The organism is Nocardia neocaledoniensis, from assembly GCF_003182135.1.
Taxonomy (GTDB): Bacteria; Actinomycetota; Actinomycetes; order Mycobacteriales; family Mycobacteriaceae; genus Nocardia; species Nocardia neocaledoniensis.
In genome coordinates this window covers 401,542-427,607 of record NZ_QGTL01000002.1, presented here as the reverse complement: position 1 = coordinate 427,607, position 26,066 = coordinate 401,542, and the positions used below count along the sequence as shown (strand labels likewise).

The window sequence follows — 26,066 nt, the reverse complement described above, 5'->3', positions numbered from 1 at the left end:
CCTGGGCCGATGCGTCCGCCCGGTACGCCGGGCACGGGTACTCCCGGCCGGGTACGGTGGTCTGCGGACTACGATGGCCCATAACACCGTGGCTCACTAGCCGAACACACTCCGACCAGAGGACTGACGAGACCCGTGCCTGCGCTGACACTGACGAGGTTGCTACGGATTGGTGAAGGTCGCATGGTCAAGCGGCTCTCGAACCTCGCCGACGAGGTCATCGCGTACGGCGACGAGATCGAGCAGCTGACCGACGACGAGCTGCGTGCCAAGACCGACGAGTTCCGGCATCGCTACGCCGACGGTGAGACCCTCGACGACCTGTTGCTCGAGGCCTTCGCGGTGGCTCGTGAGGCGTCCTGGCGCGTGCTGAACCAGAAGCACTACAAGGTCCAGATCATGGGCGGCGCCTCGCTGCACCTCGGCAACATCTCGGAGATGAAGACCGGTGAGGGCAAGACCCTGACCTGTGTGCTGCCCGCCTACCTCAACGCCATCTCCGGCGACGGCGTGCACGTGGTCACCGTCAACGACTACCTCGCCAAGCGCGACGCCGAGTGGATGGGCCGTGTGCACCGCTTCCTCGGGCTCGAGGTCGGTGTGATCCTCGGCGGCATGACCCCGGCCGAGCGCCGCGTGGCCTACAACGCCGACGTCACCTACGGCACGAACAACGAGTTCGGCTTCGACTACCTGCGCGACAACATGACCCACTCGCTCGACGATCTGGTCCAGCGCGGGCACAACTTCGCCGTGGTCGACGAGGTCGACTCCATCCTCATCGACGAGGCCCGTACGCCGCTGATCATCTCGGGCCCGGCCGACGCCTCGTCCAAGTGGTACGCCGAGTTCGCGCGCATCGCGCCGCTGCTGAAGAAGGACGTCCACTACGAGGTGGACATCAAGAAGCGCACCATCGGTGTGCACGAGGCGGGCGTGGAGTTCGTCGAGGACCAGCTCGGCATCGACAACCTCTACGAAGCCGCGAACTCGCCGCTGGTGAGCTACCTGAACAACGCCATCAAGGCCAAGGAGCTCTACACCCGCGACAAGGACTACATCGTCCGCGACGGCGAAGTGATCATCGTCGACGAGTTCACCGGCCGCATCCTGGTCGGGCGCCGCTACAACGAGGGCATGCACCAGGCGATCGAGGCCAAGGAGAAGGTCGAGATCCAGCCGGAGAACCAGACCCTGGCCACGATCACCCTGCAGAACTACTTCCGCCTCTACAACAAGCTGTCCGGCATGACCGGTACCGCCGAGACCGAAGCCGCCGAGCTGCACTCGATCTACTCGCTCGGCGTGGTCCCGATCCCGACGAACAAGCCCATGGTCCGCAAGGACCAGGCCGACCTGATCTACAAGTCGGAGGAGGCCAAGTTCGCCGCCGTCGTCGACGACGTGGTGGAGCGGCACGAGAAGGGCCAGCCGGTCCTGATCGGTACCACCAGCGTCGAGCGCTCCGAGTACCTGTCCAAGCAGTTCACCAAGCGCGGTGTGGCCCATTCGGTGCTGAACGCGAAGTTCCACGAGCAGGAAGCGCAGATCATCGCCGAGGCAGGCCGGCCCGGCGCGGTCACCGTCGCCACCAACATGGCCGGTCGTGGTACCGACATCGTGCTCGGCGGCAACGCCGACATCATCGCCGACATCCTGCTGCGCAAGCAGGGCCTGGACCCGGTGAACACCCCGGACGAGTACGAGGCCGCCTGGCACTCCGCGCTCGAGCAGGTCAAGAAGCAGACCGAGGACGACGCCGAGAAGGTGCGTGAGGCAGGCGGCCTGTACGTGCTCGGCACCGAGCGCCACGAGTCGCGCCGCATCGACAACCAGCTGCGTGGTCGTTCCGGCCGCCAGGGCGACCCGGGTGAATCCCGCTTCTACCTGTCGCTGGGTGACGAGCTGATGCGCCGCTTCAACGGCGCCGCGCTCGAGGCGATCATGACCCGCCTGAACCTGCCCGACGACGTGCCGATCGAGGCGAAGATGGTCTCCAAGGCCATCAAGAGCGCGCAGACCCAGGTCGAGCAGCAGAACTTCGAGATCCGCAAGAACGTCTTGAAGTACGACGAGGTGATGAACCAGCAGCGCACCGTCATCTACGGCGAGCGCAACCGGATCCTGCGTGGCGAGGACATGGAGGGTCAGGTCCAGAACATGATCACCGACGTGATCACCGCCTATGTCGACGGCGCGACCGCCGAGGGCTACGTCGAGGACTGGGATCTGGACAAGCTGTGGACCGCGCTCAAGACGCTGTACCCGGTGAGCCTGGATCACAAGGAGCTGGCGGGCGAGACCGTCGCCGGTGACGCGGGCGAGCTCACCCGCGACGAACTGCGTGAGGCCCTGCTCGAGGACGCGCACAACGCCTACGAGAAGCGCGAGCAGGAGATCGACGGGCTGGCGGGCGAGGGCGCGATGCGCAATCTCGAGCGTCAGGTGCTGCTCTCGGTCCTGGACCGCAAGTGGCGCGAGCACCTCTACGAGATGGACTACCTCAAGGAGGGCATCGGCCTGCGCGCGATGGCCCAGCGTGATCCGCTGGTCGAGTACCAGCGCGAGGGCTTCGACATGTTCGCCGCGATGCTCGAGGGTCTGAAGGAGGAGTCGGTCGGCTTCCTGTTCAACCTGCAGGTCGAGGTGCAGCAGCCGCAGCCCGAGGGCGTCTCGGTCGGCACCGGCCTGCGTTCCCCGGTCGGCGCGACCCGCCCGCAGGACACTCCCGCCGAAACCCAGGCCCCGCCCGCCCTGCGCGCCAAGGGCATCGGCGACTCCACTCCGCGCGGCCTGAACTACTCGGGCCCCGCCGAGGACGGCCGCGCCGAATCCCATTCCGACGCCCAGGAATACGGCGGCCAGCAGCAGTCCGGCACCCGCCGCGAGCGCCGCGAAGCCGCCCGCTCCGACGCCAAGGGCAAGCGCCGCCGCTGAGGCGTGGATCGAACAGCGCGGGCTCCCACGGATTCCGTGGGAGCCCGCGCTGGGTACCGACCGAACTAGGCCCTGTCCAAAGCGTCGAACGTGACGGCCAAGGTCACCGGACTGTCCAGAACCAGTGCCGTTCGATGAACTCGATGCGGCATATACCGCATCCCCGACCAGTCGAGTCGATACTCCTCGACTCGGTCGATGGCTTCCCAGCTCTTGTCGAAATGCACGATCAGATAGACCGGAATGCCTGCACGCGCGTACATCTGCCGTTTGATTCCGGTATCGCTGTCGACGGTTTCGCGTGACGCCACTTCGACGACCAGCTGGATGTGATCGCGGACGGTGCTCACGTCATACGGTTCGCAGTCGCGAACGAAGATGTCGGGATACCGAACATTCAATCTGCGATCGGCCGACTTGTCGTCGGCGTCGGCGAATCGCACCGCGACGTCGGATCCGACCCGAAGACAAGGGCCCGCGGGGTCGCGCGCGTCCTCGAGAGCCGACGCGAGGCGCCGTACCACCCGACTGTGCGCCCGACTGTGCGCCTCACTCTGCGCCATCGCTCGCACAACGCGACCGTCCACGACCTCGAAATCACCGAAGGTACTGCTGAGTGCATCCGGCTCACCCGCCAGAAACTCCTCGGCAGTGATGCGCTGCGGCTCCTCGGGGTGCACCGCGGTCATGGTCGACTCCTCCTCGTAGCAGGCGACCACAGCCTACTGCGGTCGAGGACTCCTCATCCGATCGGCGAACGCGCTGGGCATCACGTTCCCGGTGCGGCTCCTCGACGACCTGGAAGACGTGCGCCCCCGCGGCGGCTAGTGCAACGAACGAACCGTCACGCCCGGTGCGCCCGACGCGGCGAACCACGAGGCGAGGGCGGCGCCGTCGAGCCACTGGGGGCTGCGCTCGCCGACGTCGACGGGGCCGTCGATGGTGCCGATCGCGTCCGTCACGTCGCAGCCTGCCAGGCGCGCGCGGTGGAAGCTGGCACTGTCGATGCGGCAAGCGCGCAGGCTCGCACCGCGGAAGTCGGTGTCGCTGAACGTGGCTCGGCGCAGATCGGCACCGGTGAGGTCGGCGCGATGGAAGTCCGAGCTCGCGAAGTCGGCCTTCATCAGGCGGGCGCCGTGCAGGCGGGATTCGCGCAGGGTGCAGTCACGGGCCTGGGCCTTGCCGAGGTCGGCGCCGGTGAGGTCGGCGCCGGACAGATCGGTGGACAGCATCCACGCGCCGAACAGGTCGGTGTCGACCAGGCGCACCCCGGTCAGCCGCGCTTCGCCCAGTTCCGCGCCGCCGAGGTCGAGGCCGGACAGGTCGCTGCCGCCGAGGTCGAGTCCCCAGCCGTTGAACAGCATTTCGGTGGTGCGCGGCGCGGTCGGGTCGGCGGGGAGCCGGTCGAGATAGCGGGCCAGCGCCTGTCGGGCGTCCGGGTCGGAGGGCCAGCGTGGGACCGGGTGCTGATCGCCTTTCGGCCGGCGCCGCCAGAAGCTCATGGGAGATGTTCTACACCGTGTGCTCAGCTGGCTCGGTGGATGGGATGTACTCGTGACAATGCCCGCTTCGCCTCGGCGAGCGAGATCAGCTGATCCTCGTCGTCGATCTCGGCGACGGCGGCCTCGGCCCACTCCCGCAGCAGCGTGGACACCCCGACGCGGCGTTCGTCGGCCAGGTCTTTCAACCGCGAATGCAGTCCGAGGGGCAACCGGATGGAGGTGGTCACCATGATGTCCTCGTTGGCGGGCAGCCGGGGCGGAGCGTCGGCGGGCTCGTCGGAGAAACTCAGCCGGTCCATGAAATCGGCCAGTTCTTCCTTGCTCGACGGATAGTCCTGATCGCTCATGAGGCTTTCCCACTTTCCCACTGCTCGAATTGCGCCAGTTCCTCGGCGCGCATCGCACGTGCGCCGATGATCACCCACGTCCAGTCGTCGCGCTGTCGTGTCACCACGATGAGCGGACGTCCGGCCGTGGTGCGCCCCCACACCGTCAGCACGGCCACCCTGCCGTCGAAGGCCGGGCGCGGCCACCGTCGTGACGCTGCGAGGACCTGCCGAACCTCGCTGGGTTCGATGCTGATCAGGTGAGCGATCGCCCAATCAGGCCACTCGAAACCCATGAGTCCATAATACGCACGTAGTAACACCCTGGGAACACGCCGTGGATTTCCGTGTGTAGGTTGCGCTGAATGCTGACCATCAGTCGCCTCGTCGCCGATCCTGCGCTCGGGCTGCGGGTGGTGACGCCGGAGCTCGGGGAGCGGCTCGGCGCCGAGATCCGCTGGCTGCACACCACCGAACTGCCCGATCCGTCGCCGTATGTGCGCTCGGGGGAGCTCGTGCTCACCAACGGGCTGTGGTACCCGCATGTCGCCGCGGAGCGGTTCATCGACGCGGTGGCGCGCGCGGGCGCGGCGGGGCTGGTCTTCGGGCTGACGGCGCAGACGCCCACGCTGCCCGCGGATCTGGCGTCGTTGTGTCTGGCGCGCGGTTTGCCGCTGGTCGAATTGTGTATCGGCGTTCCGTTCGCCGCGCTCACCCGGGCCGCGGCCCGCATCCAGAACGAGGTGCTGCAGGCGGAGCTCACCGCGACGGTGCGCCGCGGTGACGCCCTGGCGACCGCGTTGTCGCGGGGCAGCGGCGCGGCCGGGGTGCTCGAGATCCTGCGGGGCGATACGGAATTGCCGCTGCTGGTCGTCGACCGGCGCGGTCGCTGTCTGGCCGCCATCGGGTGCGAACCGGAGGGCGAGCAGATCCGGCTGGCCGCCGCCGCGCTCAACCGCACCCCGCCGCCGCTGGAGGTGGACCTGCTCGGGGCAGGCCCGTCGGCGTTGTATCTCGTCGAGGGCGCGATGGGTGAGATCGACGCCGGGCTGTACTGCCTGGAACCGGCCTCGGCGCTGACCGCGGCCGATCGCGAGGCGCTCGATCAGGCAGCGCGTTTCCTGAGCCTGGAGGTGACCAAACAGCAGGCGGTACAGGCCATCGAGGCGCGCTTCGCGACCGAGCTGCTGGAGATGATCCTGTCCGGCCCGGCCCGCGCCGACGAGGTGAGTCAGCGGCTGCGCGCCTACGGTGTGCCGCCGGACGGACCGCTGGCGGTGTTCGCGCTGGCCCCGGGCGACCCGACGCCCCTCGACGACGTCGCCGACGCGGCGGGCGCCCTCTTCGCCACCCACGGCCTCCCCGTGTTCACCGCCGCGGGCAGCCGGGACGTGGTGGCGGTGTGCCCGTGGGAGCGCGGCGCCGCGGAGCTGTCGCGCTTCACCGAGTCGCTCCCGGCCGATGTCGGCCGGCGCGCCGGCGCGGGCCGGATCGTGATCGGTCTCGGTGACATCGCGTCCACGGCGACCGAGCTGCGGGATCCGCTGGTCCGCGCCAGGGAGGTCTGCCAGGTACTGCGTTCCCAGAACGGCCCCGACACAGCCACTTTCGCCGACATCGCCACCCACCGCATGCTGCTCGGACTGCTCGACGCCGACGTGCTCGCCCGCTTCGCCGACCAGGTGCTCGGCGCGGTCCGCGCCCACGATGCCCGCGCGGGCGCCGAACTCGAGCACACCCTGCGCGTGTTCCTCGCCAACGACGGCCAGTGGAGTGTCACCGCGGCCGCGCTGCACGTGCACGTGAACACGCTGCGCAACCGGATGGGCCGGATCGCGGAGCTGACCGGTCGCGACGTCAACCGGCTCGACGATCTCGTCGACCTGTTCCTCGCCGTGTCCACCCGGGAGCGATCCGCGCGCGGGTGAACCGCCGCCGTCCGTTCAGTGCGGATAGACCGCCGCATCGATCTCGTACGCGGGCAGCGGGCGCACCGGGGTCGCCGGGTCGGCGCGCGCCCACTCCGCGACGTCGCGACAGCGCGCGAAGGTCACGTCGCCGCAGTCGCGGGCATGCTCGATCAGCCTGCGCAGCACCAGCATCCGGCTCGGGCGACCGGTGAGGAACGGATGCAGGCACAGGTTGAACAGGCAGCCGTAGTGCCGCATCCCGTCGAGTTCGGCACGCCACATCCGCTCGACCTTGTCGGGTTCCTCGATGACCGACCCGATGCGCGGCTCCGGCAGGAACGCGTACTGCTCCCAGTCGTCGAGCGACCAGTGCACCGGCAGCTCCACCACCGGCTCGCCCGCGCCGGGCACCAGGTACGGCCGGTCGTCGCCCATGAGCGAGGAGTCGTAGGTCAGCCCGTATTCGGCCACCAGGGACAGGGTTTCCTCGCTCGCGCTCCACATCGCGGCTCGATGCCCGCTGATCGGAATGCCCTGCGCGGCGAAGACCTCCAGTGCCCGAACGAAATCCGCGCGTTCGGCGCCCGCCGGCAGCGAGGTCGGGGCGCGGTGGCTGTAGGAGTGGTGGGCCACCTCGTGGCCGCGCTCCACGATCGAGGCGGCCAGGCCGGGACGCTGTTCGGCGACCCAGCCCGGGACGAAGAAGGTCGCGGGAACGGCCATCTCGTCGAGCAGCTCCAGGATGCGCGGCACCCCGACATCGGGTCCGTACGACTGGTGCGACATCACCATCGGATGCGCCGCGTAGCGCCCGCCCTCGGCGAGGACGGGGGTCTCCGCGTCCACGTCGAAGGTCAGGGTCGCCACCGCCGCGGCGCCGCGCGTCCAGGTCATCGCCGTGCGCGCCAGGCCGCGGTGCTGTCCAGATTCGCCATGGGATGCAGCATCTCACGGTCGAACGGCGTCAACGGCACCCCGGTCTCGACCCGGCGGGGCAGGTCGGGGTTGGCCAGCGCGCCGGTGCCCACCGAGAGCAGGTCGGCGTGCCCGCCGGTGAGGACATCGGCGGCCTGGGGGAGGGCGTGCATGCCGCCGTTGGCGATGACCGGCCTGCCCGACACTTCGCGAGCGAGCTGGGTGATGGTCGCGCCGTCGGCCAGCCGCGCCGTCTCCAGGAAGTTGCGTCCCTCGCTGGCGATGTGCAGGTAGGTGGCGTCGGTGAGCGCGCCGAAGATCACCCGGGCGTCGGCCTCGGCGCCGGGCCAGCGGTAGGTGAAGTCGTTGACCTTGGTCTGCGAAAGGCGAACGCCCACCGGCAGATCCCCGACCGCCGCGCGCACGGCCGCCAGCACTCGCGCGGTCAACCGGATCCGGTTGGCCACCGAACCGCCGTATTCGTCGGTGCGCTGATTCGTGTAGTCGGTGAGGAACTGGTCGAGCAGATAGCCGTTGGCGCCGTGGATCTCGACACCGTCGAACCCGGCCCGCTCGGCGTTCACCGCGGCCGCGGCGAACCCGGCGATCACGTCGTCGATGTCGGCCTCGGTCATCTCCGCCGGCGCGGCCCAGGCTCCGCCGACGCCGCCGTAGTCGGCCATCATCCGCCCGCGCGGCGTGACCGCCGAGGGGCCGATGGTGCCGAAGCCGTAGTGGTTGCCCTGTGAGATCGCCCCGGCGTGCATGAGCTGGGCGACGATCGGCGCGCCCGCCGCGTGCACGCCGTCGACCACCGCGCGCCAGCCCGCGACATGCTCGTCGGTGACCAGGCCGGGCTGGTTCAGGTAGCCCTGGCTGTGGGTGGCGTCCGGGTAGATGCCCTCGGTGAGGATCAGGCCGAAGCCGCCCTCGGCGTATTCGCGGTAGTACGCGGCCATCTGGTCGGTGGGCGTGCCGTCCGGCGTCGCCGAGATCCTGGTCATCGGGGCGACGGCGAAGCGGTTGCGCAGGCGCAGGTCGGCGAGGTCGAACGGGGCGAGGGCGGGGTGGGCGAGATCGGTGGTGGTCATCGGTGGTTCTCCTCGGTGGTCTGGACGGTCAGGGTCAGCGGGCTCGGTCCGGTCCCGTTGATGACGTTGTGGTCCTGGGGGCAGGCGGAGACGACGAGCAGGCAGTCCAGCTCGGCGCGGAAGGTGATCGCGTCGCCGGGGCGGGTGGCGGCGGGCAGCCAGGCCAGGTTCGCGTCGGCGTCGACGGGGATGCGCATGAACACGTTGATCGGCTGCGGGATGTGCGCGGGCGCCGGATACCCGCGCTCGGCCAGGGCCGCGATCAGGTTCTGCGCGCAGCTGGCGTGGTCCAGATCGCCGTACGCCGCATAGCGTTCCGGGTCGCAGGCGGCGATCAGCATGTCGTGCGTGCCCGGTGAGGTGTCGGCCAGGTAGGTCAGGATGGGGCGGCGCCGGTTCGTCACGAACGCCTCGCCCAGCGCCGGGAACAGGCGGCTGGTGTGGGTGCGGGTGTGCTCGGCGCTGTGGTACTCGGTGAGATCGCCGGCGTGGTAGGCGAAGACGTCGCCGACCTGGCCGCCGGCGACATCGGTGATCCGGACGGTGTCGCCGGTGCGCAGGAGCACCGACCTGGCCTGCCTGGCCGGTATCGTCACCGGCTCGGTGTAGCTCGCTGTCATGCCGTTCAGTCAACCGGTCCGCGCACCGCCTCGCCATGGAGATATACACACCATCTCGGCTTTCGGATGGATGTTTCTCCATTTCCGCCGGTGGTGGTGCGCGATAGCTTTCGAGAGTTAGCTTCTCGATGACGCCAGGAGTTCCGATGACCACTGCGACCGCGTCGGCGCGAGCCGTCACCACCGGCGAGACGACCGCGGTCGAACTGGCCGAGGGAGCGATATCTCGTGCACGGCAACTTGATTCGTCCTCGGTGTTGATCACGCTGACCGCCGAGCGTGCGCTTCGGCAAGCCGAGGCCAGTGACCGGCGCGCCGGTCGCGGCGTCCGTCGCGGGATGCTCGACGGGGTGCCGATCGTGTGGAAGGACCTGTTCGACATCCAGGGCACCGTCACCACTCTCGGCTCGGCCAGCCACCTGTACGACGAGCCCGCCGCGGTCGACAGTCCGCTGGTGCGCCGGGCGCACGACAGCGGCCTGGTCACCCTGGGCAAGAGCACGCTCAGCGAATTCGCGTTCTCGGGTCTCGGCATCAACCCGCGCTTCGGCACGCCGGCCAACCCGCTCGATCCCGCGGTCGTGCCCGGCGGCTCGTCCTCGGGGTCGGCGGTCGCGGTGGCGAACGGCCTCGTCCCGCTCGCGGTCGGCACCGACACCTCCGGCTCGGTCCGGGTGCCCGCCGCGCTGTGCGGAATCGTCGGATTCCGCGCCAGCCCAGGGCGTTACGGCCCGCACGACTTCGCGCCGCTGTCCCCGACCCTCGACAGCGTCGGCCTGTTCGCGACCACCGTCGCCGACATCGCCGCCCTCGACAGCGTGCTCCTCCCCGCCGGTTCGCCCCGCTTCCGGCCCGCACCGCGGCCGAGATTCGTCGTGCCCGCCGGAGAATGGTCCGAGGATCTCGCCCCGCCGGTGGCCGCCGCCTTCACCGCCGCCGTCGCCCGGCTGCGCGCCGCGGGCGCCGAGATCGAGACCCGCGTACTCCCGTCCCTGCGCACGGCCCAGCACCTGATGGACGCCCACGGCACGATCGTCGGCGCGGAGGCCTACCGCCTGCACGGCCACCGCCTGTCCTCCACGCTGCCGATCGACGAGGCCACCCGCCGCCGCCTCGCGGCCAACGCCGACACCCCCGACACCATCACCCCCGTCTACACCGCGATGCCCGACCTGCGCACCGCCTTCGCCGCCGACCTCGCCGGCGCGATCCTGCTCTGCCCGACCGTCCGCCACCCACCCCCGCGCCCGGCCGCCCTCCACGCCGACCCCACCCACTACGACACCGCCAACGCCACCCTCCTGCGCACCACCATGCTGCTGAGCTACCTGGCCACCTGCGGCATCTCCCTCCCCACCCCCCACCCCCACACCGCCGTCCTCCTCTCCCTTCCGCCGACCACCGACCCCGTTCTCCTCGCCACCGCCGAGTGGACCGAACGAGCGCTCGGCACCCCGCACCCTGTGCCATGATCGCTGGTGGTCACCCCACCGACAGGCCGGTGACCTCGACGATCCACGGTCGCCGAGCATCGAGACGCCGTGACTGCGCGCAGTGAGGAGTTCGAGATGGCCCGGTCCGAGCAGTCGACGAGGCGCGTGCGGACCGGGGCCCGGTGAGCCTCGAGGTGGGGCGGGCGTTGTCGGCGGGGGAGCGGTGGTTCTGGCTGGTGGATCAGTTGTCGCCGGCGAATTGTGTGATGCGGGTTCGGGTGCGCGGGGCGATCGGGGGTTACGGGCTCGAGGAGGGGGCCGCGGCGTTGGTCGCGGAGTTTCCGCTGTTGCGGGCGGTGGTGGTGCCGGGGCCGCGGTTCGCGCGGTCGGCTGATCCGCATCTGCCGGTGCTGCACCGGATCGTCGACGATCCGGAGGAATGGCGGCGGGTCTTCGACGAGCAGTTGGCGGAGCCGGTGGATATCGCCACGGCCCCGGGGCGGATCATCGATCTCGCTTGGCGGCCAGGGACTTCCGAGGAGATCCACGACGTGATCGTGGTGTTCTCGCATGTGTTCGTCGACGGCCGTTCGATGGCGTCGCTGGCTTCCCGGCTGCTCGCCTACACCTTCGGCGCACCGCCGCCGGGCGGTTCCCGTGCCCCGATCCCGGCGCCGGACGACCTGATCCCGCCCGAGTACGCCCGCCTCACGCGCTGTCTCCGGGTGAATCTCTCCGGGCAGTTCGGCGCCGTCGCCCGCCGGGCGCTCGGCATCCCCGGCACCCCACCGCCGCTGCCGATCCGCCGCACCCGCACGGTGATCCGCACGATCAGCGGCGACCGGCTTGCCGCCCTGCGTGCGCGCTGCCGCGCGGAGGGCGTCACGGTCAACGCGGCCCTTGTGGCCGCTCTGGCCGCGGCGATGGGCGAGCTCTTTCGGCCCGGTCGTGACGGCACCGCCGGGATCGGCATTCCGGTGGACCTGCGCACCCGCCTCGACCCGCCACCCGACGACGAGGAACCGGGCATGTTCACCGGCGTCGTCCCCACCTTCGTCCCCTTCGGCCCGAAGCGCACGATCTGGGCCGCGGCCAGGACCGTGAAAGACCAACTGACCCAGCGCATCACCCGAGGCGCAGACCTCACCGCCCTGGCCGCCATCCGCTACGGCTGCCCCCGCAGCCTCGAATCCGGCAGGCGTACCATCGAACTCATCGACCGCCGCGCACCGTGGAACGTCACCTTGAGCAACCTCGGCCGACTATCCGCCCCGAAAACCCCTGAGCCTTCGGACCTGACCGATCTCACTGTCGCGGGCACGAACTCCTGCGCCAGCGCCCTCACTGTAGCCGTCGCCACCCTGGGCGACACCCTGTCGATCACCTTCTGCTACGTCGACACCCTGCTACCCCGCCCCACCATCAACGCCCTCGCCGACCGCACCCTCGTGTCCCTCGCCCAGTGACCGCACTCAGCCCAGGCGGGTGCGGAGGAGGGTGCGGAGGGCGGCGCGGTCGGGCTTGTTGGTGCGGCCGGTGACCGGGACGCGGTCGACGAGGACGATGTCGTCGGGGACGGCGGTGGTGTCGATGAGGTGGGGGAGGTCGCGGCGCAGGCGGTCGGGGAGGTCCTCGGCGCCGGGTTCGGCGACGACGGCGAGCACGATGCGTTCGTCGCCGATCTCGTCGGGCAGGCCGACCATGATCGCCTCGCGGACGCCGTCGATCGCGGTGATCACCGGTTCGTAGAGGCCCGGATAGATGTTGGTCTTGCCGCGGATCATCATGTCCTTCTTGCGGCCGGTGAGGACGAGCTGTTCACCGTCCCAGCGCGCGAGGTCGCCGGTGTGGATCTCGGCGAGGGGCTCGGCGCCGAGGTAGCCGCGACACAGGTTGGGACCGGCGAGGACCAGCTCGCCGTCCTCGGCGATCCGGGCACGCACGCCGGGGACGGGGGCGCCGAGCAGGTCGCCGGTGTGCGCGAGCTTGGCGGCGTGGTTGGTGACGGCGACCGGCAGGATCTCCGTCATCCCGTAGACGGCGAGGAATTCGGTGTAGGGCAAGGACTCTCGCGCCCGGCGCAGCAGCGCGGCGGTGACCGGCGCCCCGCCGAGCGCGACCTGGCGCAGATGCGAGGGCGGGGTGATCGTCCCAGCTTCGAGCGCGTCCAGGGCGACGGCGAGATCGGCGGGGGTGTAGAAGGCGTGGGTCGCCGAGCCCAGGGACGCGGTGAACCGCACCGGGTCGATGTGGGTCCCCAAGCGCGGATAACGCGGCATGGCCCAGCGGGCGCCCGCCATCAGCGCGGGCAACCCCATCATGAGCTGTTCGGTGTGCAGGAACGCGCCGGGCGCGAGACTGGTCCGCCCGCCCATCGCGGCCAGCCCCGCGCTCAGCGAAGCGCGCGTGTGCACAACGGCTTTGGGTTCCTCGGTGGTGCCGGAGGTGAACACGATCAACGCGGGCGCTTCGGGATCGGCGCGTACCCGCGCGGTGCGTTCGGCGCCACCGGTGAAGCGGCGCAACGGCATCGAGCGCAGCGGTGTGCCCGGCAGCCACGCGCCGCTGTGGATGTGGCGGACATCGAGCGAGCCGAACCGGGGCAGGCTCAACCCCCGCCTGCGTCCGAACCCTGCCAGCGGACCACTCACGGCGTACAGCAGTGATTCGGTAGCGGCCCAGGTCGGTTCGACCAGGGTGACCCGCCGCGCGAACAGCTCCGGTCCGACCCCCGGATCGACGAACACGATGGACCCGCCCGCCGCGATCACCCCGAAGATCAAGCTCACCGACGCCACGCTCGGCCGGATCGAGAACAGCATCCGATCACCCGGCTCGAACCCGGCCGCCCCGAGATTGGCGGCCACCCGCCCCACCGTGTCGACCAGTTCGCGATAGGTGAGCGCGCGGGCCCCGACCGCGCCGAGCGCCGAGGCGTCGGGAATGCGGTCGGCCTGCATGGCCAGGAGGTCGAGGAAGTCGGCGGTCATCGGATGTCGACGACGTCGGGACGGTAGCGGTGGTCGGCGTACCAGGCCAGGGTCTTGCGGATGCCCCAGGCGCGCACCCGCCGGTTCGAGCCGAAAACCCGGACGTCGCGGCGCAATCCGTACTCGGTGGTGATGGTGCGCACCGCGTTCACGAGCGCGCGGTCCTCGTGCAGGTCTTCGATCGCGGTGCGCGGGAACCCGCCGGCGGCCAGGTACAGCTCGGCGGTGATGGCCATGTTGCAGCCGGGCGTCATCACATACGGCCCCAGATACTTCGGGTCACGGTTGCCCGAGCGCACCTTGCCGAAGGCCGACGCGACCTCGAGCGCCACCCGGATGATCACGCGGTCGCGCCACGAGACACCTTCGTCGGTGCGGGGAATCAACTGTCCACTCACCAGCCGCAATCCCGACGCGAACGCCACCTTGATCCGCTCGGTCCAGTCGGGCGCGGGCAGGCAGTCGGCGTCGGTGCGGGCCAACAGGGTCGCGCCGCGCTCGATCGCGTACCGCATGCCGGTGTCGGCGGCGGCGCCGGTGCCCTTCTGCGGTTCGGTGATCACCTCGATCGGGGGCACGGGATGCGCCGCGGCGAACGCGCGCACGATCTCGACGGTGCGATCGGTGGAGTTGTTGTCGACCACGACCACGGTGAAGTGGGTATCACTTTGCGCCGCTACGGCTTCCAGCGTCGCACCGATGCCGCGCTCCTCGTTGAACGCGGGAATCACCACCCACAGCCCGCTCACGACCGCACCTCGCTGACGCTCGCTCACAGCTCCTCCAGCAGCCGGTCGAGCCCGCCGATCTCGGTGACCCACGCGTGGAATCGATCCAGTCCCTCGGCGAACGAGACGGTCGGCCGGTAGCCGAGTTCGCGTTCGGCGCGGGAGATGTCGTAGGTGGCCGAGCGGGAGACCAGCGCGACCGCGTACCGCGACAGCGGGGGCGTCCACCGCCGCGCGATCGCGGGAATCCGCCACACCGTCTCGATCGCGGCCACCGCGCCACCGAGGACCGGTGCGGGCAGGGTGAGGCTCGGCGCGGGCAGCGCGAACCGGTGGGCCACCGTCGTCAGGGTCGGCCAGACCTCGATCGGCTCGGCATCGGCCACGAAATAGGCTCGCCCACCGACGTTCTCGGCGTCCAAGGCCAGCGCGACCGCCCGCACGAGGTGGTCGATGTAGCACAGCGAGGCCAGCACGTCCTTGCCGCCGGACAGGTCGGGCAGCCGCCCGGCCCGCAGCTTCGCCAGGAGCTGCACCACCGGGCCGCGCCGGTCACCGGGCCCCCACACGGCCCTCGGCCGCAGCGAGCAGGTGGTGAACTCCGGCGTATTCGCGGTGAGCACGAGTTGCTCGGCGACCGCCTTGGTCTCGCAGTAGCTGTTGAGGAATCGCGAGGGATAGGGCTCGGTCTCATCGATCCCGAGCTGATCGCCACCGTCGGGCGCCATGAGGGCACTCGGGCTGCCGAGGAACACGAACCGCCGCACCCCGGCCGCCGCGGCCTCCTGGATGAGCCGGTCGGTCCCGGCGACATTGACTGCGAAGAAGTCCGCGGGCCGCCCGAATTCCCCGAGCAGCGCCGCCGCGTGTACCACCGCGCTCGTGCCGGCGACCGCCGCCGCGAGCGCGCCCGCGTCGGCGAGGTCGGCCACCGCGACCTCGGCGCCGGCCGGCGCGGTGGCGGCATCGCGCACCATCGCCCTGACCGGTACCCCGCGCGCCAGCAGCTCGCCGACGACGGCCCCGCCGACGAACCCGCTCGCCCCTGTCACCAGCACTGTCATCGCGCCAGCCTAGGACAGCTGCCGCGCGTGGGGGCGGCTCATCGCGGCTCCTCGCCGAGGGTCTTCCACCAGGTCGCGCCGAACAACATCGTCATCACCGCGGCCCGGCCCGGCGCGATCCCGCGCTCGGCGGCCACCCGGCGCGCGGCCGGGATCTGGGCCGCGTGCACGCCGACGCTGAGCACCACGTCGATCCAGAACGCCACCCGCAGCAGCCGCGAACGGAACGGCCGGACCACGCCGAGGAGCAGGAACGCCCACCCGAACACCGGGATCGACCGCAGCGCGAGCACGGTGCCCCGGCTCGGTGACGGCGCGCGATGCCTGGCCTGTTCCTGCCGGGGCGCGTCGAGCGTCCAGACCCGGCCGTCGTCGCCCCTGTCCGGGACCGCGTGCATGGCCATCACCGCACCTCCGGTCCGCGATAGGTGACCGCCGCGGCGGTCGGCCCGCCGTCGGCGGCGACGAACAGCAGCGGACGATCGATGAGCCCGGCCTCGCGTGCGGCCACGTAGGCAGCCGTCAGCGCGGAGGTGTGGGCGTCGCCGGCGAAGTCGTCGGTGACCACGGTGTCGATGCCGAGTTCGGCGGCGAGCTGCCCGGCGTACTCGGGGGTCGGCTTGCCGCACACGAGCACCACCTGGTCGAGGTCGAGGTGGTCGGCGGCCAGCGCTTCGCGCGCGGCCGTGGCGGCGTGCTCGACGAGTTCCGGTGTGCTGGTGCCGAGTTCGAGCGTCAGTGCCGAACGTCCGGTGGCGCCCATAGCCGACAGCGTCACGTAGCCCTGCGGATCGGGCAGCGTGTCACCGGCACTCACATGGACCGCGCCGAAACCCGCTGCGGTGGGATGGTTCTCGAGGACCAGCGCCGCGCCGACGGGCTCGAACGCGAACTCCGCCTCCGCCGCGCCCGAGGGATGCGCGTCACCGGACACCACCACCACGTGCCCCGCGGGCAGGTCGGCCAGCAGCGAGGTGGCGACACCCACCGCGTTGACGAGTCCGCACGCGCCGTTCATCAGGTCGAACGACAGGCACGGCACATCGCCGGGCCGGTATTCCAGGCCGATCCCGGCGGCCTGCTGGATGAGCGCGGCCACCGCCGGTTCCACGAGGTTGGCGTCGCGGTACACCCCGACATTGATCAGCGCGTCGACCTGTTCCGGCGGACAGCCCGCGCCGGTGAGCGCCGCCTTGGCCGCCTCCGCCGCCTGGCCGACGGAGCTGACCCCGCCGGTCTGTGTCACGGCCGAAGAAATGATGATTCCCATACTGTCCTATACCCGAAGATCGCCGATTGTCACCGAAAGGAACCCGGCGACCACCCCGGAGGCGGCCGGGACGAGCAGTACTTTGGACCCCGGTGCGATGAGTCCCTGGCGCAGCGCGTCGTGCAGCACCACGAAGTGCGAGGTCGAGGCCGTGTTGCCGTACTTGTCCAGCACGGCGAGCTTGGGCGGCATCACCGAGTCGAACTCGCGCTCGGCGATCTTGTCGATCAGTTCGACCGCGGGACCGCTGAACTGGTGGTGGATCAGGTAGTCGTAGCCCTCCGCGGTGAAGCTGGAGCCCCGTTCGGCGAGGAACTCGCGCTGCCGCGAGGTCCACAGCAGGTACCTGGACTCGTTGTGCATCGCGCGGTTGTCGGTGTAGAGCGCGACGCCGGGACCCTGATCGCTGGGCATGCCCAGGCACAGTTTCGCGAAGGCGGCGCTGGTGTTGAGTTCCACGTAGTCCAGACCGGGACCGTCGGTGCCGTCGAGCAGCACCGCCGCGCCCGCGTCACCGACGGTGAGCGAGGCGAACTGCGGGTCGTACTTCTGCGAGATCTCGCGCACGGCGGTGTCGGAGATCGGGGTGATGCACTCACCGGAGACCACCAGTCCGCGGCGGACCGCGCCGGCGCGAATCATCCTGTCCAGCAGCAGGACTCCGGTCAGCATGCCCGCGCAGGCGTTCGACACGTCGAAGTGGATCGCGCGGGTGGCGCCGAGGGTGTTGCGCAGCATCAGGGCGAAGGACGGTTCGAAGCAGAAGTCCTCGCCGCGGGTGCGGGTGATCGAGCAGGAGATGATCACGTCCAGGTCGGCGGCGGCGTAGCGGGAATTGGCCAGCGCCGAGCGCGCTGCCGCCAGGGCGATGGTGAACGAGTCCTCCTCGGCGCCCTCGGCGTCGCGGCCGCGCACCCGCCGGGCGACCACCCCGCTGACCTTCTCCAGGTCCAGTGGCGCGTCGACGGCCAGCCGGCTCATCAATTCCGCCGTGGTCACTTCGCGGGTCGGCAGATACGCGCCGACCGCTTCGATTGTGGATCTCACCATGTGCCAGTTCACTTCCCCGGATAGCGCGCGTGATGCGAAGTCCTCCATCCGCGCATCTCGCCGATCCTAGTCACAGACCTTCACTATTCGGTCACGCTCGACTAGATTCTGCCGGGGTGTGGAGCGCTGCCCGACGCCATGAACTCACCCTACTAGCCGCAGGTCAGCCATGGCTGCCGGGAGTTCTGCTGCTCGGGCGGGTCGCGCGCCCGATCCGCAAGGTCCCCAAGCTCGGCTGGTTCGTCGCCGATCCGCTGGTCGCGAGGCAGATCTACAACGACAGCACGCACTTCAGCATCGTCTCCGAGGGCGCGGCGGGGCACTGGTGGGCGCAGGTCATCGGGGACTGGGTGGAGGACCTCTTCGAGGGGCCGGGACACACCGAACTGCGCGCCAAGGTGCGCGATCTGTTCACCCTCGCCCACACCGATGCCCTGGTCGAGCGGGTGATCGGGCCCGACCTGCGCGATCTGCGGGCGCGGCTGGCCGCGGGCGAGACCGTCGACATCGCCGCGCGGGCCCAGATCCTGGTCGGTCGCAGTGTCTCCGACCTGGTCGGCATGCGCCCCGAGGACATCGCCGCGGCCATCGGCGGCGACCCCACCGCAGACACCGACGCGCTGTTCCTGCGGCTGTTCCACCACGTCGAGGAGCTGGTCAACCTCGGTTTCGGCACCATGGCCTCGACCACCCTCGACCCGGTCGCGGTGGCGCGGGCGCGGAAGCTGGCGAGCCAACTCGCTGTCAATGTCCCTAGCGCCTACGAGCGGGCCGACCCCGACACGACGCTGGGGCGCTGCCGCGAGCTCGGGCTCGAGGTGCAGCACGCGGCCGGGTTGGCGATCCTGATGGCCGTCGCGGGCACCGACACCCTGGCCAGCGCCATGACCAGGATGGTCGCGATCATGCACGACTCCGGCCAGCATCGCGCGCTGATCGCCGCGCCGGACCGGATGCCCGACGCGGTGCGCGAGATCCTGCGCGTCACCAGCCCCGCCTATCTGGTCGGGCGCTCGGTCACCGCCGATGTCACCGTCGCCGGGCGGGAACTGCGCGCCGGCGAGCACGTCAAGATCCTCACCTGGACCATCAACAACGCGGTCGGTGAGTTCGACATCGCGCGTGACTACGTGCCGGAGACCCGTCAGCTCTGGTTCGGCGGCGGCCGCCACCTGTGCCTGGGCGCGCAACTCGTGCACTCCGAGCTCACCGCGCTGCTCACCGCGCTCACCGCGGAGGGACGGCCCTGGAAGATCGTCGAGCGGCGCTATCGCCGCAAGGTCTTCATCCCGACCTACGAGACCCTGCGGATCCGGCTCGCGCGCTGAGACTCAGTCGGCGGTCACCAGGCGCAGGCGGCGCGAGAGATCCGAGGCGAACACCCGCTCCGGGTCGACCCGGTCGCGCACCCGCCGCCATTCGTCCAGGCGCGGGTACATGGCCGCGATCATCTCCGGCGTGGTGCGCGAGTCCTTCGCGAAGTACAGGCGCCCGCCCGCCGCGAGGACCCGCTCGTCGAGCCCGGCGCAGAACCGGTCGAGCCCGGGCGTGAGCGCGAAGTCCAGGCTCAGCATGTAGCCGGGGTGCGGCCAGGACAGCGGTGCGGGGTTGCCCGGGCCCATGCGCTTGAAGACGTTCAGGAACGAGTGGTGTCCGGACTCGGCGATGGCCCGCACGGCGTCGGCGAGCTGCTGTTCCGCGCCGAACGGCATGGAGAACTGATACTGCAGGAAGCCCCGCTTGCCGTAGGCGCGATTCCACTCCCCGAGCAGATCCAGCGGGTGGTAGAACTGCGTCAGATTCTGGATGCGCCCACGCGCCCGGCGCGGGAACAGCCGGTACGCCGCCTCGGCCGCGATCCGCGTGGTGACGCTGTTGACCATCCCGTTCGGGAAGATGTCGGGCACCGTGAACAGTTGCGGCGCATCGAAATTCAGCGGTCGGCTGCGCAGCTTCGGTGGCAGCTGGTCGAGCGTGGCCAGCGACCCGCGGCTGAACCCGGCGCGGCCGAGCGACGGTCCGGTGGAGATCGTGTCCGGCACCGACATCGAGTAGTCGTAGCCGTCGTCGGACCCGCCGGTGAGCAGCTCCATCGTCTCGTCGAGGTCGCGGGTGCGGTCGTTGTCGACGAGGAAGTACGCGGTCTCGGTGTGCTTCAAGCGGATTCGGGCGCCGGTGATGATGCCGGTCAAGCCCATGCCGCCGACCGTCGCCCAGAACAGGTCGGCCTCGGCGCCCTCCGGGGTGAGCGTGCGCACCGATCCGTCGGCGGTGAGCAGGTCCAGCGACACCACGTGATTGCCGAAGCTGCCCTGCGAATGATGGTTCTTGCCGTGGATGTCGGAGGCGATCGCCCCGCCGACCGTCACCTGCCGCGTCCCCGGCAGCACGGGGACCCACAGGCCGTGGGGCAGTGCGCACCGCATGAGCGTGTCCAGGCTGACCCCGGCGTCGACCTCGACGATGCCGCTGTCCGGATCGATGCGGTGGATGCGGTCGAGCGCGGTCATGTCGACGACCACGCCGCCGCCGTTCTGCGCGGGGTCGCCGTAGCTACGTCCGAGTCCACGCGCGATCACTCCGCGCGGTCCCGCCGACCGCACCCGCTCGGCGATCGCCGCGACGTCCGGCGTGCGCACCACCTCCGCGACGGTCGGCGCCGTCCGTCCCCACCCGCTCAGCGCCCGTCGTGATCCCGTCTCGTACCCCTGCGTGAAAGTCACAGGAGCACACGCTAAGACGGCTTCCTGAGGACACGCTGAGCGGTGGGCCGTTGAGTCAGCGGGGCGTGAGGCTGCCATCGGCGACGGTGGTGATCTCCGTGCAGACGGCTTCCAGCAGTGGCTGGTCGTGGGTGATGAAGACGATGGCGAGGTCGCGGGCGCGGGACTTCAGGAGGTGGATCAGGGTGGCGGTGGTGGCGGCGTCGAGCATGGCGGTGGGCTCGTCGAGGAGGAGATAGCGCGGGGCTTGGGCGAGAGCCCTCGCCACGCAGGCGCGTTGGAGCTGGCCGTCGCTGAGGGCGTGCGGGCGGCGGTCGAGGAGGTCGGGGGTGAGGCCGACCGAGGCGGAGAGGGCCGCCAGGTCCGGCGGGGGAGTGCGCCGGATCTTCGTCGGCTCGGTGATGATCTCGGCGAGGGTGAAGTGGGGATTGGTCGCCGCGCGCGGATTCTGGAAGACCATCGCGATCTCGCCGCGCGCTTGTCGGGGCGGCCGGCCGTCGACGGTGACCCGCCCTGCGGTCGGCGCGAGCAGCCCGGCGAGGGTGCGGGCCAGCGTGGTCTTCCCCGACCCCGAATCGCCGGTGACGCCGACGATCTCACCGGGCGCGACCCGGAGGTCGACGCCGGTGAGTACGGGTGCCCCCCGGTAGCCCGTGGACACGGCGTCGGCGATGAGCATCAGGACCTCGCTCGGCGGATCAGGCGCCGGTCCTCGCGGAACAGCGCGGTGGGGCCGCCCGCGTACGGGCAGTCCGCGGACAGGTTGGTGAGCGCGCGCGGCGGATGGGGCAGTGGGGTGAGCCCGCGTTCGGGGAGCGCGCCGAGCAGGTCACCGGTGTAGTCGTGCCAGGGATCGGCGAGCACCTGGTCGGCGGGGCCCACCTCCATCAGCCGGGAGGCGTACATGATGGCGAGGGTGTCGGCGATTCCGGCGCGCAGCAGATGACTCAGATCGTGGGTGATCAGCAGGACCGCCGCGCCCCCGTCGGCGCAGTCGCGCAGCAGCTCGCCGATCTGATCGGTACGCGCCCGGTCCAGTCCCGAGGTGGGTTCGTCGGCGACGATCACCTCGGGATCCCCGGCCAGCGCCGCCGCCACCGCCGCCCGCTGCGCCATCCCGCCCGACAGCTCGTGCGGATACAGCGATAGTGCCGAGGCGGACAGTCCGGCCCTGGACACCAGGTCTTCCGGGCTGTGCCCGGTGCCGAGCGCCGCGATCGTCTCCGCCAGCTGCGAGCCGATGGTGCGGACGGGAGTGAAGTGCGTGCTCGGTGACTGTGGGATCAGCGCGATGTGCCGCCCACGGAACGATCGCGCGCCGGAGTCGGCGGGTTGGAGAGGGCGTGGCGGCGCGGTGTTCGTGGCGCGGCCACGTTTCCACACTCCACCGAGAACGATACGGAGGGATCGTGATTCGCTCCCGCCGCTCTCGCCCCGCGCCGGATCTCCGGACGGATGGTCGAGCACGTCGATGGTCCGATCGCCCACGCCGACCCGCACCGACCCGCTGACCACGGCCTCCGGCGGCAGCACGCCGAGCACCGCACTCGCCACGATCGACTTCCCACAGCCGGATTCGCCGACCAGCGCGGTGATCGACCCCGCGGGCACATCGAGCGACACGTCGGTCGCCGCATGCACGACGTCCTTGCCGCGCAGGGGAATTCGCACGGTCAGCGAGTCGATGGTCAAGCTCATCGGGGCATCCTCGACGGTTTCGGCGGGAGCAGCACTCCGCGCAGCGACGATCCGGCGACGGCGACCGCCACGGTGGTGAGCACCAGGAATCCGGCCGGGAACACCAGCGTCCACCAGCCGCCGAGCAGCAGCGAGGTGCGCGCCTCCGCGAGGAGCGTGCCGAGGCTCGGCTCGTGCGGCGGCAGACCGAAACCGAGGAACGACAGCGTCGACTCGTGCCAGATCGCGTGCGGCAGGAGCAGTACCACCGCGATCAGCGCCTGCGGCGCGACGGCGGGCAGCAGATGCCGCACCAGCACATGTCGCCGTCCCGCCCCGGCGAGCACCGCCGCCGCCACGTATTCGCGTTCGCGCAGGCTCAGGCTCTCCGCGCGCACGATCCGCGCCACCTGCACCCAGTGCGTGAGCCCGATCGAGAGCACCACGGCGAGGGTGTTGCCACGGAACAGGGCCACGATCACGATCCCCAGCAGCAGATGCGGCAGCGCGTTGGCGGTGTCGGCGAACCGCATGACAACACGGTCGACCCACCCGCCCGCCAGCGCCGACACCGCGCCGATGAGCACGCCCAGCGCCGTCGACACCGCCGCCGCGCAGGCCGCCACGAGCAGCGAGGTGCGAAGCGCCGCGGCGATCCGTGGGAACAGCGACCGGCCCGCCGCGTCGGTGCCGAACCACCACTGCCCCGACGGTGCCTGTCTGGCCGCGGCGAAGTCGGTGAGCCGATCGTCGACGCCGCCCAGCCACGGCACCAGCACCGCGTAGAGCACCACCGCGCCGAGCACCGCCAGGGCGAGGGTCAGCCGCCGCTCAGCCATCGGCCCGCACCCGTGGATCGAGCACGACGACGGCGATGTCGGCCAGCAGCGACCCGAGCATGACCGCGCAGGTCGTGCCGATGGTGAGCACCGCGAGCAACGCCATGTCCAGGTCCTTCGCCGATTGCACGAACGCGCCCGCGACGCCGGGCCAGGAGAAGATCTCCTCCACCAGCACCGCCCCGACGACGACCTCCGGCAGTCGCACGCCGAGGATGGTCACGAACGGGGCCAGCGAGGTGGGCAGGATGTGCCTGCGGGTGATCGTCGACGTGTCGATGCCGCGCGTCGCCGCGCCGACCACGAAATCCTCGCCGCGCCGGTCCGACACCGACTCCCGCACCGCCAGCAGCAGCCAGGGCAGCTGGGAGACCGCCAGCGCTGCGGCGGGCAGCACGAGATGCCGTGCCACCTGGCCGAATTCGGCGTCGGCGCCCGCGTCGGTCAGTCCAGCGGGCGGCAGCCAGCCGAGGCCGACGGCGAACAGCGCGATCGCGCCCAGCGACACCACGAACGGCGGCAAGCCCTGCAACGCCACACAGGTGGCGGCCACCAGTCGGTCGACCGTCCCGCCGCGATGCATGCCCGCCCACACACCGACGCCGAGCGCGACCGCCACGGCCGCGCTCATGCCGACGACCACGAGTAGCGCCGTCCACGGAAGACGTTGGGCGAGCAGCTCACTCACCGGCTGCCCGAAACTGCGGGAGAAGCCGAGATTGCCGGTGAGCAGATCGGCCGCCCAGTGCCAGTACAGCTGGTACCAGGGCGCGTCGAGGCCGAGCTGGTCGGTGAGCAGGGCGCGGTCGGCCGCGCTCGTCGACTCGTAGCGGGCGCCGAGGTAGCCGACCAGCGGATCGAACGGTGACACCGCGGCCGCCGCGAACAGGGCGGCCGAGACCGCCGCCAGCACCGGGACCAGGGTCAGCACCCGTCGCCGGGTCATCGCCCCGATGCCGCGGCCACGCCAGCGGCGGCGTCTCACTTGCGCGTCCACGTCTGCACCGACCACCACGGACCCCAGGTGACGCCATGGGTGTGTGGCTCGAGAATCGGGCCGGAGGTGTTCCAGGCACCGTCCTTCACCACATAGGTGTGATCGAGGTGGACGAGGAACACGTGGCTCGGGTCGCGTGCGTAGTCGGTCTGCACCTCGCGGTAGGCACTCGCCCGCGCGGCCGGATCCGTAGTGCGCCTGGCGGTTTCGAGGAGAGCGTCGACGGCGGGGTCGACGTGCCTGCTCGCGTTGTCGTACGGGCTGCCCGCGCCGGGGTCGGACGCCGGTGAGTGCAGGGTGGCGTAGGCCTGGGTGTCGGGATCGAAGGGTTCGCTGCCGCCGCCGAGCAGAATGCCGGCCTGCCCGATCCGCGGCTCGATCCGATCCCAGGACAGCGCCTCCAGATCGACCTCGACGCCGACCCGCTTGGCGTCGGAGGCGAAGGCCATGGCGAGATCGCGGCGCAGGGTGTCGGTGGAGTTGTACATCACCGTGAACCGGGCGCGCACACCGTCTTTCGCGCGGACGCCGTCGGCGCCGAGCCGCCAGCCCGCGCCGTCGAGGATCTGTTCGGCCTTGCCCCGGTCGAACGCGAAAGACACCGCCGGGTTGTGGGATTCGCCGAAGACCTCAGGGAACGGGGTGTAGGCGGGGCGGCCGTAGCCACCGAGGATGTTGTCGATCATCGCCTGCCGGTCCACGGCGTGATTGAGCGCGAGCCGCACCGCGGGATCACCGGCGACCGGGTCCGCGGCGGGCAGGGACACCCCGCGCCAATCGGCGGAGGTGTTGGCGCGCACCGTCATCGGCGGGCGTTGAGCGAAGGTCGCGGCGAGCAGGGGCGGCAGGGTGGTGCCGTCGAGCTCACCGGTCGCCATGCGCTGCGCGCGGGTGTTGTCGTCGGGGACGTACAGCAGCGTCAGCCGCTTCACGGCAGGCGCTCCGCCCCAGTAGCTTTCGTTCGCTTCGAATACCGCCCTGGTGGGCTCCAGCGTGGTCAGCCGGTAGGGGCCGGTGCCGATCGGGGCGGTGTTCAGCGACGACTCCGCGGCGGGGCCCGGCGTCGCGACCGACTCCGCCGGGACGATGCCGATGAGCAGCTTCGTCGGGAACGCCGCGTACGGGTGCCGCAGGGTGAAGCGGACCGAGGACGGGTCCACGGCCTCCACCCGCTCGATCATCGAGAACGAGGAGCGGGCCTCCGAGGCCGACGCCGGATCGAGGATCGCCTGGTATGTGGCGACCACGTCGGCGGCGTCGAAGGTGGAACCGTCACTGAACCGCACGTCGGTCCGCAGGGGCGCGGTCCATACCGTGGCGTCGGCGTTGGATGTCGGCAACTCGGTGGCCAGTGCGGGCGCGAACCCCGGCATGCCCTCGCCGCCCGTCAGCCGCAGCAGGCCGTCGTAGACCTTGGCCTCCCCGGCGGCGCCGTAGCCGGCGATCGGGTTGTATCCGCCCAGTTCGTAGGCATCGGCGAGGACCAGTGCGTCGGTGTTTCCGGTGGTCGGAGTCCCGCACGAGGACAGTGTCACAGCCAGCGCGCACGCGGCCCCCACAGCGAAAAACGGCCTGGCGCGGAGCTTCATCTGGCAGTCCCAACTGTTTATCTGAACAGATGGACAGATGATAGACGAGTTGTAAGCTGAAAGCGCCATGGGAGAGCCACGCACACTGGACGGATCGCCGGTCGAACTCGGCCGTCGCGCGATCAGTGATGTCGAAATCGCCGCCTGGGCACAGCGATTCGACCTGCTCTCGGATCCGAACCGGCTGGAGATCCTGCTCTGCCTGCACCGCACGCCCGGAATCAGCGTCGGCGAACTGGCCGCCGCCGTCGGCCGTACCGAGAACGCCATCTCCCAGGCGCTGCGGGTGCTCCGCCACGAAGGCTGCGTGACGTCGAGCCGGGAGGGCCGGACGGTCACCAACCGCCTGACCGACCCGATCATCCACGACATCCTGCACAGCATCGGCGCCGGGCACGACTGAAC

25 protein-coding genes are annotated in these 26,066 nt (G+C 70.6%); 6 read left to right on the top strand and 19 right to left on the bottom strand.

Annotated elements, in window-relative coordinates; all coding sequences use genetic code 11:
* Positions 1 to 135 precede the first annotated feature (135 nt).
* A complete protein-coding gene (gene secA, locus DFR69_RS06285) occupies positions 136 to 2,937 on the top strand; it encodes a preprotein translocase subunit SecA (RefSeq protein WP_110036479.1) in 2,802 nt (933 codons plus the stop codon).
* Positions 2,938 to 3,002: 65 nt separating this feature from the next.
* On the opposite strand, the gene DFR69_RS06280 is transcribed toward secA, so the two are convergent.
* From DFR69_RS06280 to DFR69_RS06265, 4 genes are all read right to left on the bottom strand, one after another.
* Positions 3,003 to 3,626, bottom strand: coding sequence for a Uma2 family endonuclease (locus DFR69_RS06280; RefSeq protein WP_110036852.1), 624 nt, complete (start codon positions 3,624 to 3,626; stop codon positions 3,003 to 3,005).
* 135 nt (positions 3,627 to 3,761) lie between these two features.
* On the bottom strand, positions 3,762 to 4,439 hold the full coding sequence (locus tag DFR69_RS06275; protein WP_110036478.1) for a pentapeptide repeat-containing protein: 678 nt from the start codon (positions 4,437 to 4,439) through the stop codon (positions 3,762 to 3,764).
* 23 nt (positions 4,440 to 4,462) lie between these two features.
* Positions 4,463 to 4,786, bottom strand: a complete 324-nt coding sequence (locus tag DFR69_RS06270) for a hypothetical protein (protein WP_110036477.1) — start codon at positions 4,784 to 4,786, stop codon at positions 4,463 to 4,465.
* Positions 4,783 to 5,061 carry a hypothetical protein gene (locus DFR69_RS06265; RefSeq protein ID WP_110036476.1) on the bottom strand — a complete coding sequence of 93 codons (279 nt, stop codon included), beginning with the start codon at positions 5,059 to 5,061 and terminating at the stop codon, positions 4,783 to 4,785. The genes DFR69_RS06270 and DFR69_RS06265 overlap by 4 nt, the downstream gene beginning before the upstream one ends.
* 69 nt (positions 5,062 to 5,130) lie before the next feature.
* Between DFR69_RS06265 and DFR69_RS06260 the strand changes: the two genes are divergently transcribed.
* A complete protein-coding gene (locus DFR69_RS06260) occupies positions 5,131 to 6,693 on the top strand; it encodes a PucR family transcriptional regulator (protein WP_110036475.1) in 1,563 nt (520 codons plus the stop codon).
* A gap of 15 nt (positions 6,694 to 6,708) precedes the next feature.
* On the opposite strand, the gene DFR69_RS06255 is transcribed toward DFR69_RS06260, so the two are convergent.
* Genes DFR69_RS06255 through DFR69_RS06245 form a run of 3 tightly spaced genes read right to left on the bottom strand, consistent with a single transcriptional unit; the run spans position 6,709 to position 9,301 of the window.
* Positions 6,709 to 7,569, bottom strand: a complete 861-nt coding sequence (locus tag DFR69_RS06255; protein ID WP_110036474.1) for a polysaccharide deacetylase family protein — start codon at positions 7,567 to 7,569, stop codon at positions 6,709 to 6,711.
* Entirely contained in the window at positions 7,566 to 8,681 is a 1,116-nt protein-coding gene (locus tag DFR69_RS06250; protein WP_110036473.1) for an oxidoreductase, read from the bottom strand. The genes DFR69_RS06255 and DFR69_RS06250 overlap by 4 nt, the downstream gene beginning before the upstream one ends.
* A complete protein-coding gene (locus DFR69_RS06245) occupies positions 8,678 to 9,301 on the bottom strand; it encodes a DUF1989 domain-containing protein (protein ID WP_110036472.1) in 624 nt (207 codons plus the stop codon). The genes DFR69_RS06250 and DFR69_RS06245 overlap by 4 nt, the downstream gene beginning before the upstream one ends.
* A 146-nt stretch (positions 9,302 to 9,447) precedes the next feature.
* Between DFR69_RS06245 and DFR69_RS06240 the strand changes: the two genes are divergently transcribed.
* Both DFR69_RS06240 and DFR69_RS06235 read left to right on the top strand, forming a co-directional pair.
* A complete protein-coding gene (locus tag DFR69_RS06240; protein WP_167456171.1) occupies positions 9,448 to 10,773 on the top strand; it encodes an amidase family protein in 1,326 nt (441 codons plus the stop codon).
* A 227-nt stretch (positions 10,774 to 11,000) separates the two neighbouring features.
* Entirely contained in the window at positions 11,001 to 12,200 is a 1,200-nt protein-coding gene (locus tag DFR69_RS06235; protein ID WP_146229206.1) for a phthiocerol/phthiodiolone dimycocerosyl transferase family protein, read from the top strand.
* A gap of 6 nt (positions 12,201 to 12,206) precedes the next feature.
* Here the strand turns inward: DFR69_RS06235 and DFR69_RS06230 are convergent, their stop codons facing one another.
* From DFR69_RS06230 to DFR69_RS06205, 6 genes are read right to left on the bottom strand one after another with little or no spacing between them, the layout of a single operon-like run.
* Positions 12,207 to 13,724, bottom strand: a complete 1,518-nt coding sequence (locus tag DFR69_RS06230; protein ID WP_110036469.1) for a class I adenylate-forming enzyme family protein — start codon at positions 13,722 to 13,724, stop codon at positions 12,207 to 12,209.
* Positions 13,721 to 14,473 carry a glycosyltransferase family A protein gene (locus tag DFR69_RS06225; RefSeq protein ID WP_110036851.1) on the bottom strand — a complete coding sequence of 251 codons (753 nt, stop codon included), beginning with the start codon at positions 14,471 to 14,473 and terminating at the stop codon, positions 13,721 to 13,723. The genes DFR69_RS06230 and DFR69_RS06225 overlap by 4 nt, the downstream gene beginning before the upstream one ends.
* A 23-nt stretch (positions 14,474 to 14,496) precedes the next feature.
* Complete coding sequence (locus tag DFR69_RS06220; RefSeq protein ID WP_110036468.1) at positions 14,497 to 15,516, bottom strand: NAD-dependent epimerase/dehydratase family protein; 1,020 nt, start codon at positions 15,514 to 15,516, stop codon at positions 14,497 to 14,499.
* 38 nt (positions 15,517 to 15,554) lie between these two features.
* Entirely contained in the window at positions 15,555 to 15,920 is a 366-nt protein-coding gene (locus DFR69_RS06215) for a hypothetical protein (RefSeq protein ID WP_244198114.1), read from the bottom strand.
* Positions 15,920 to 16,762 (bottom strand): beta-ketoacyl-[acyl-carrier-protein] synthase family protein, encoded by an 843-nt coding sequence (locus DFR69_RS06210; RefSeq protein WP_244198113.1) that lies wholly within the window; start codon positions 16,760 to 16,762, stop codon positions 15,920 to 15,922. The genes DFR69_RS06215 and DFR69_RS06210 overlap by 1 nt, the downstream gene beginning before the upstream one ends.
* A gap of 30 nt (positions 16,763 to 16,792) precedes the next feature.
* Entirely contained in the window at positions 16,793 to 17,836 is a 1,044-nt protein-coding gene (locus tag DFR69_RS06205) for a 3-oxoacyl-ACP synthase III family protein (RefSeq protein ID WP_167456170.1), read from the bottom strand.
* Between the two features lie 116 nt (positions 17,837 to 17,952).
* Here DFR69_RS06205 and DFR69_RS06200 point away from each other — a divergent pair, with 116 nt between their 5' ends.
* Positions 17,953 to 19,164 carry a cytochrome P450 gene (locus DFR69_RS06200; protein WP_244198112.1) on the top strand — a complete coding sequence of 404 codons (1,212 nt, stop codon included), beginning with the start codon at positions 17,953 to 17,955 and terminating at the stop codon, positions 19,162 to 19,164.
* A gap of 3 nt (positions 19,165 to 19,167) precedes the next feature.
* Here the strand turns inward: DFR69_RS06200 and dprE1 are convergent, their stop codons facing one another.
* Genes dprE1 through DFR69_RS06170 form a run of 6 tightly spaced genes read right to left on the bottom strand, consistent with a single transcriptional unit; the run spans position 19,168 to position 25,661 of the window.
* Positions 19,168 to 20,559 carry a decaprenylphosphoryl-beta-D-ribose oxidase gene (gene dprE1, locus DFR69_RS06195; protein ID WP_244198111.1) on the bottom strand — a complete coding sequence of 464 codons (1,392 nt, stop codon included), beginning with the start codon at positions 20,557 to 20,559 and terminating at the stop codon, positions 19,168 to 19,170.
* A 55-nt stretch (positions 20,560 to 20,614) separates the two neighbouring features.
* Positions 20,615 to 21,238, bottom strand: coding sequence for an ABC transporter ATP-binding protein (locus DFR69_RS06190; RefSeq protein WP_110036464.1), 624 nt, complete (start codon positions 21,236 to 21,238; stop codon positions 20,615 to 20,617).
* A complete protein-coding gene (locus DFR69_RS06185; RefSeq protein ID WP_110036463.1) occupies positions 21,238 to 22,257 on the bottom strand; it encodes an ATP-binding cassette domain-containing protein in 1,020 nt (339 codons plus the stop codon). Before DFR69_RS06185 ends, DFR69_RS06190 begins: the two co-directional genes overlap by 1 nt.
* Positions 22,254 to 23,075: an ABC transporter permease gene (locus tag DFR69_RS06180; protein ID WP_110036462.1), complete on the bottom strand. Its 822-nt coding sequence runs from the start codon at positions 23,073 to 23,075 to the stop codon at positions 22,254 to 22,256. The genes DFR69_RS06185 and DFR69_RS06180 overlap by 4 nt, the downstream gene beginning before the upstream one ends.
* Complete coding sequence (locus tag DFR69_RS06175) at positions 23,068 to 24,021, bottom strand: ABC transporter permease (RefSeq protein ID WP_110036461.1); 954 nt, start codon at positions 24,019 to 24,021, stop codon at positions 23,068 to 23,070. The genes DFR69_RS06180 and DFR69_RS06175 overlap by 8 nt, the downstream gene beginning before the upstream one ends.
* Before the next feature lie 35 nt (positions 24,022 to 24,056).
* Positions 24,057 to 25,661: an ABC transporter substrate-binding protein gene (locus DFR69_RS06170; RefSeq protein WP_110036460.1), complete on the bottom strand. Its 1,605-nt coding sequence runs from the start codon at positions 25,659 to 25,661 to the stop codon at positions 24,057 to 24,059.
* A gap of 67 nt (positions 25,662 to 25,728) precedes the next feature.
* Here DFR69_RS06170 and DFR69_RS06165 point away from each other — a divergent pair, with 67 nt between their 5' ends.
* Positions 25,729 to 26,064, top strand: coding sequence for an ArsR/SmtB family transcription factor (locus DFR69_RS06165; protein ID WP_110036459.1), 336 nt, complete (start codon positions 25,729 to 25,731; stop codon positions 26,062 to 26,064).
* Positions 26,065 to 26,066: the final 2 nt, after the last annotated feature.